The 6,240-nt window shown below is 55.8% G+C and carries 5 protein-coding genes; 2 read left to right on the forward strand and 3 right to left on the reverse strand.

Annotation, left to right across the window (positions count from 1 at the left end; genetic code table 11):
• Positions 1–510 precede the first annotated feature (510 nt).
• Together exaC and B7364_RS02505 are read right to left on the reverse strand one after the other, a co-directional pair.
• Positions 511–2,022: an acetaldehyde dehydrogenase ExaC gene (gene exaC, locus B7364_RS02500; protein WP_198534007.1), complete on the reverse strand. Its 1,512-nt coding sequence runs from the start codon at positions 2,020–2,022 to the stop codon at positions 511–513.
• A gap of 154 nt (positions 2,023–2,176) precedes the next feature.
• Positions 2,177–3,118 (reverse strand): helix-turn-helix domain-containing protein, encoded by a 942-nt coding sequence (locus B7364_RS02505; RefSeq protein WP_085338373.1) that lies wholly within the window; start codon positions 3,116–3,118, stop codon positions 2,177–2,179.
• A 191-nt stretch (positions 3,119–3,309) separates the two neighbouring features.
• Here B7364_RS02505 and B7364_RS02510 point away from each other — a divergent pair, with 191 nt between their 5' ends.
• A complete protein-coding gene (locus B7364_RS02510; protein WP_085338374.1) occupies positions 3,310–3,675 on the forward strand; it encodes a gamma-glutamylcyclotransferase family protein in 366 nt (121 codons plus the stop codon).
• Between the two features lie 44 nt (positions 3,676–3,719).
• Here the strand turns inward: B7364_RS02510 and B7364_RS02515 are convergent, their stop codons facing one another.
• Positions 3,720–5,087, reverse strand: coding sequence for an aromatic ring-hydroxylating oxygenase subunit alpha (locus tag B7364_RS02515; protein WP_157893441.1), 1,368 nt, complete (start codon positions 5,085–5,087; stop codon positions 3,720–3,722).
• A gap of 209 nt (positions 5,088–5,296) precedes the next feature.
• On the opposite strand from B7364_RS02515, the gene B7364_RS02520 reads away from it, so the two are divergent.
• On the forward strand, positions 5,297–6,190 hold the full coding sequence (locus tag B7364_RS02520) for a winged helix-turn-helix transcriptional regulator (RefSeq protein ID WP_085338376.1): 894 nt from the start codon (positions 5,297–5,299) through the stop codon (positions 6,188–6,190).
• Positions 6,191–6,240: the final 50 nt, after the last annotated feature.

The following is a 6,240-nucleotide window of genomic DNA, read 5'->3' on the forward strand; positions in this document are numbered from 1 at the left end:
CCTTTCAAAAAAGGAGGTGGACCTAGGGCGGCAGATTTCCGGAGGAAATCTGGACTTGACGCGACCAATCGCCCGTAAACGATATTCAAAGCGATTTGGTGGACCAAGGGGATCACCAAAGCGCGTCTAGATAAGAACCTAACCAAAACCACCGTCATCCCCGCCGGAGCGAAGCGCATAGCGGGGACCCGGTTACGCACGTGCGACACGAGATCCCGGATCGGCTTCGCCGTCCGGGATGACACCGTGAAAAAGGTCTTTATCTGGAAGGCTTTGGTGCAGGCTGTGCATGCCCCAAAGGCCAAACNGGGATCACCAAAGCGCTTCTAGATGAAAAGAAATCCAAAACAATGTCGCCCCGCCCCAACATGTCATCCTGACAAGGCGAAGCAGAAGCTATGAGCGATCTTGCGGAGGAAGGGCTGGAGGTTGGCTCGCGGCAATGGTGGTGACTCCAAAAGGCGCGGGATTGCGCCCGCGCCTTTCGGTTTGATCCTTCAAAGACCACGATCAAAAGAAACCCAATTTGTTGGGGTTATAACTGACCAACATATTCTTGGTCTGTTGATAATGATCAAGCATCATTTTGTGGGTTTCCCGCCCGATGCCCGATTGCTTATAGCCGCCAAAGGCTGCATGGGCAGGATAGGCGTGGTAATTGTTCACCCAGACCCGCCCAGCCTCGATATTGCGCCCAAAGCGGTAGGCACGCGTGCCATCGCGGGTCCACACCCCGGCACCAAGACCATACATGGTGTCATTTGCAATCGCCAAAGCTTCCGCCTCATCCTTGAAAGTGGTGACACTGACAACCGGGCCAAAGATTTCCTCTTGGAAGACCCGCATCTTATTATGGCCCTTCAGAATGGTCGGTTGGATATAAAAGCCATCAGCCAAGTCACCCTCAAACCGAGCGGTGTCGCCGCCGACCAAGACTTCGGCCCCTTCTTCGCGACCAATGGTGAAATAGGACATGATTTTGGCATGTTGCTGCTGGCTGGCTTGGGCCCCGACCATCGTATGGATGTCGCGTGGGTCGCCTTGCTTAATGGCTTTTACCCGCGCGATGCAGCGTTCCATAAAGCGGTCATAAATATCTTCTTGGATCAATGCCCGCGATGGGCAGGTGCAAACCTCGCCCTGATTAAAGGCAAAGAGCACAAAGCCTTCAACGGCCTTGTCCAAGAAGGCATCATCTGCAGCCATGATGTCGGAGAAGAAGATATTGGGCGATTTGCCGCCTAGTTCCAAGGTGAAGGGGATCAGGCTGGCGACAGCACCTTCGGCCACCTTACGGCCTGTAGCCGTGGAACCGGTGAAGGCGATCTTGGCGATCCGCCCCGAGCGGACAAGCGCATCGCCGGCCTCTGCCCCATAGCCATTAACAATATTGAGCACCCCATCGGGCAACAGATCTGCGATCAATTCCATCAGCACCATAATCGCCGCAGGGGTTTGCTCAGCTGGCTTGAGCACGACGCAATTGCCCGCAGCCAAAGCGGGGGCGAGTTTCCAAGCCGCCATTAAGATGGAAAAGTTCCACGGAATGATCTGACCCACCACGCCTAGAGGTTCATGGAAGTGATAGGCGACCGTGTCATGATCAATCTCTGACATCGTCCCTTCTTGCGCGCGCAAGACGCCCGCAAAATAGCGGAAATGATCGACGGATAGAGGAATGTCGGCATTCAGAGTTTCCCGAATGGGCTTGCCATTATCCCAGGTTTCAGCGGTAGCGATCCGCTCGAGATTCGCTTCGATCCGGTCGGCGATTTTTAGGAGAATAGTGGCACGATGGGCCGCAGAGGTCTTGCCCCAAGCTTCTTTGGCCGCATGGGCGGCATCGAGAGCCAGCGCGATGTCGGCGGCGTCAGACCGGGCGATCTCGCAAATACGCTGGCCCGTGATGGGGGTAACATTGTCGAAATAGCGGCCATTCACAGGTGGCACGAACTTGCCACCGATAAAATTGTCATAGCGCAGCTTGAATGGCGAACCGGTGATCAGTTCGATCTTGGTCATTTGGTTCATGATTTTCCTCCTCACGATGATCAGTCGCGCCGTTGCGACTGTGGAGGCAGTTTAGGCTGGTCGATCACACCCCACATCCCATGCGCGCGAGCTTGTGGCCGCTACCTGTCGCAAATCTGCGACAGGTTTTTGGAAGAAAATGATCTTACGAGCGATCTAATTTGCGATGCAGGGTTGCGCGGCTCAATCCAAGGGCGCGGGCGGCCGCCGAGACATTACCAGAGGAGCGCACAAGCGCACGGGTCAAAACCGCTTGCTCCGCCCGTTCCAAGCTATCATGGCCTTCAAGGCCCAAGAGATCGGCCAGAAGTTTAGGGGCTGCCGCCAAATCCCCGCTGAGGCCCAAATGCTGACGTGCCGCCCGAGTCGCCCCGATCACCAGATCATCGACATCCACCGCCAAGAGCGCGCCTTGCCCCCGATCCAGACCGGGCACCACCACAACCCGGGCGCGTGGAAAATGCTGGTGGAATAGGTCAGTCTCAACCTTGCGGGCCACTTCAGCCACCGTATTGCCGATCAGGCCGGCCACCGCATCGCCGAGATCTGCCCGCGCGGTGGAAACGTCAATCACCGCCGCCAAGGCCCCGTCGGGCCCATGGACAGGGGCAGACGAGCAACTCAAATCAATATTACGGGCTAAGAAATGCTGATCGCGATGAATGGTGACGGCACGCCCTTCGGCCAAACACGTGCCTATGCCATTGGTGCCCACATCGGCTTCTGACCAGACCGTGCCGGTCCAGAGGCCTGATTCCTCAAACGCGCGATCATTGCTGGGCGCGCCGCGCCGGTCGACTGCCACGCCCTGTGCATCGGCCAAAACGATACAGGCCCCAAGGCCACCGACCATTTGAAACAGGCGGTCCAAATGCGGCGCGGCCATAGGCAATAACGGCCCCAAACGTTCCCTTGCCAGAGCCAGTTCGTGGGCCGTGATCCGGCCTTCATTGGGGTTAGATGAGGGGTCGAGATGGTGCAGCTGGGCCGAGCGCGCCCAAGACGCCGCAATGGGTGACCTTGCAGCCAAGCCATTGGTGATCGCTGCTTCGACGCGCGAAACATGTTCTGCAACGGGCGTTGCCATTGCACCTCCCAAGGTCCAGCCCCTGTACAGCTTGAGCTGAATGAGGCTTGCTTTTATGCGAGCCTTTGAAAGCCCGATCACCCATCAGACGCCCAAACTCGCGGAAGCGCAATGCGACAAAAGCGACAAAAGCGCCTAATGTACCCCAAAAAGCGAAGGACCTGTCCACCTAGAGGGCAAAGGAAGCTCACATGACCCAGAAGGCGGCTCCAAACACCCGCATAATCCGCCTGTTTTCTTATGGTACCTTGCAGCTGGAGGCGGTGCAGTTGGACACTTTTGGCCGCAGGCTGGAAGGGACGGCTGATGCGCTGGTCGGCTTCAAACAGACCTTTTTGGAAATCACCGACCCAGACGTTTTGAAGATCAGCGGCGAACGCTTTCATCCCATTGTGACACCTAGTACGGACCCTGCCGACAGCGTTTCGGGCACTGTCTTTTGGATCACGGCTGAAGAGCTTGCTGCCGCCGACCGCTATGAAGTGTCAGATTATCAAAGGGTTGAGGCCAATCTTGCGTCGGGCGGCACGGCGTGGGTATATGTCAAAGTGGCATGATTTGGGCTGGGACTTGCCCCAACACAGCCCAAGTCAAAAGCCCATCATTTCGCCATATAGGCATCCAATGTGTTGTGGAAGTGACGGATGCGGCTTTCCTGATAGCGGGCCAAAGTAATGCCGGGCTTGCGGGTGGTGCGAAGGCTTTTTTGAATGCGCATCAGATTGTTCGTATCCTGATCAGCAACCATGGCGGCAGAGCCTAAGCCTTCAGCATCAGCCCATTTTTGATCTTCCCGTAACCATTGGATTTGCGCAGGCGGCGGGTGAGAGCCATCTTCAGCCTTTGAGAACAGCAACATGATCTCCATGATGCAACGCTCTGGATCATCGCCATACGGCCTAAAACGATAGCAGATTGGTAAGGCCTGCCCACCCCAAGGCACCATATTAGGAAAGAGCAAATATTCAATCAAATCCAAGGCTTCTGAATCTGAAAGCTTAGACATGTCTCGGCCAGAGGCGCGCCCAATCTTTTCGCGAGCCCGTTCTGCCAATTTGGCGCGGGCAGGCTCACCCTCTTCTAGGTCAATTGGCTTGCCGCCATAAAAGGGCACATCGCGACGAATATGATCGACCGTCTTTTGAGGCGACACATTCTGCGCATCGGGGCTTGGCACACCTTGGACTGCCAGCATGCGGCTAACATGGCGCACACCCGGCCAGATATCATATTGCGTATTGCTATCGCCATAATAAGCAGTCACTTGAGGATGGGCGAAGGGCACATGATAGCTTTCGATAAAGGCCTCCATGCCCAGCTTCCAATTGCACGGCAGGACTTTGGCCACATGGGTCGCCTTATAACGATCTTCCAGCTTAAAGGCTTTGAAGTGATCCGGCAGAATTTCGAGATAAGAGTCTAAAGACTCGCAATTGGGGTCGAAATTTACAAAGACAAAGCCGCCCCACACGCCGACCTTGGCCTCTGGTAAATTCATTTTCGAGCGGTCGACATGCTCAAAATCCCAGTCCTGCGGGATATGGGTCAGCTTGCCTTGCAAGTCCCAGGTGAAGCCATGGAAGGGGCAGCGGAATTGTTGCACGCAGCCGCCTGTCGTGCGCAGCAGTGTGCCACGATGAAGACAGGCATTGATATAGGCGCGGATTTCATTGGCGGCGGTGCGAACGATGATCAGGCTGTCATGGACGATCTCATAGACCAAGTGGTCGCCAACATTGGGAATCTCTTCCACCCGACAGGCCAGTTGCCATGTTTTCCGCCAAACTTTCTCAATCTCGCGATCATGCCATTGCTTTGAGAAATAGCGCTCAATCGAAACATCCTCCGTACTCTGATCTTGCGGAGGACTTTCTTCCAGCATCACAGCAGGCGGGGCGATCACATCGCCGGCAAACACCTGTTGCACCGAAGGTTCCGGGCGACCTTTGAGAATATCCAGCTTGGCCAAAACATCGCCTCCTCTAACGAACACTCCGTGCCGAACTTGTTTTGCCCACACAGACACCACCAAAAGCCATCAGAAATCGGCGCATTAGGGTCATATGGGCCAAGTTAATCGCTTCCACTATCCAGACTCACTCTCACTAAGCAAGTAAAAAATGAGGGCCATGTGCGTTCGATCTTGATGTCGCTTTGGTTTTCCGGCACGGGTTTGCAATGACACGAGAGACGATCTCACCTTCTGACAGTCGGGCAATCCAAGCGGTTCTGATTGCGGTGCGGCAGGCTGCCGATGCCCTTTGCGACCGCTGGTCTTTCATCCTGATTGCTGCGGCTTTTGCCGGCGAAACACGGTTTGGCGGCTTTTTGGAGCGGACTGGCATGGCCAATCGTCTGGTTGCTTCCCGGCTTAAAACCCTGTGCGACCTAGGCGTCATGATGCGCGTGCCTTATTGTGTGCGCCCCCCGCGAGATGAGTTTGTCTTGACCAATCAAGGCCGCGCCCTCCTGCCTGTCTTGCAGCATATGGCCGATTGGGATCGCACATGGGGCACTAGGCATGAGCCCAGCCCCTTGCTGGAGACCGCCTCTGGTATGGCGCTGACCATAACTCTGACTTGTGGAGTCTGTGGACAGGCGACCACGGCCCGAGACATTGCCCTCAAGGTCAGCCGAGCCCAACTGCAGGCGGCACCCAAAAAGACCAGCGAAAGGCGACGTTCGATTGTCACCAGTGCGGACCGCCAGTTCAACACCTTTGGCTTGCGCCAATCGCTCGACATATTTGGCGATAAATGGAGTATTGAGATCGTCTTGATTGCGTTCTTCGCGCTCACCCGTTTCTCTGACTATTTGGACAGTTTGGGGATTGCTGCCAACACGCTGGTTGATCGCTTGGAACGCCTCGTTGCGCTGGGGATATTCCGCCAGGATGAAGTGCGCGGCTATCAGTTGAGCGAGAAGGGCTTGGCCCTCTATGGCATTTTGGTCAGCATTCAAGCTTGGGCGGATGCGTGGCTGCCCCAGCGCTATAAATCCCCCGTCACACTCATCCACCGCCCATGTGGTCATGTATTTAAACCCCACTCAAAGCTTGAAGGGACCGGGTAAAGGCCACCCCCAACACCTTGATCCCCGCGAGGAAAAGACCTCCGGGGGTT

It is taken from the genome of Aquidulcibacter paucihalophilus, assembly GCF_002105465.1.
In the GTDB taxonomy this organism is placed as follows: Bacteria; Pseudomonadota; Alphaproteobacteria; order Caulobacterales; family Aquidulcibacteraceae; genus Aquidulcibacter; species Aquidulcibacter paucihalophilus.

Coding starts and splice junctions, on each gene's coding strand:
- exaC (WP_198534007.1), bottom strand. CDS start 2,022: ATGACCAAGATCGAACTGATCACCGGTTCGCCATTCAAGCTGCGCTAT.
- B7364_RS02505 (WP_085338373.1), bottom strand. CDS start 3,118: ATGGCAACGCCCGTTGCAGAACATGTTTCGCGCGTCGAAGCAGCGATC.
- B7364_RS02510 (WP_085338374.1), top strand. CDS start 3,310: ATGACCCAGAAGGCGGCTCCAAACACCCGCATAATCCGCCTGTTTTCT.
- B7364_RS02520 (WP_085338376.1), top strand. CDS start 5,297: ATGACACGAGAGACGATCTCACCTTCTGACAGTCGGGCAATCCAAGCG.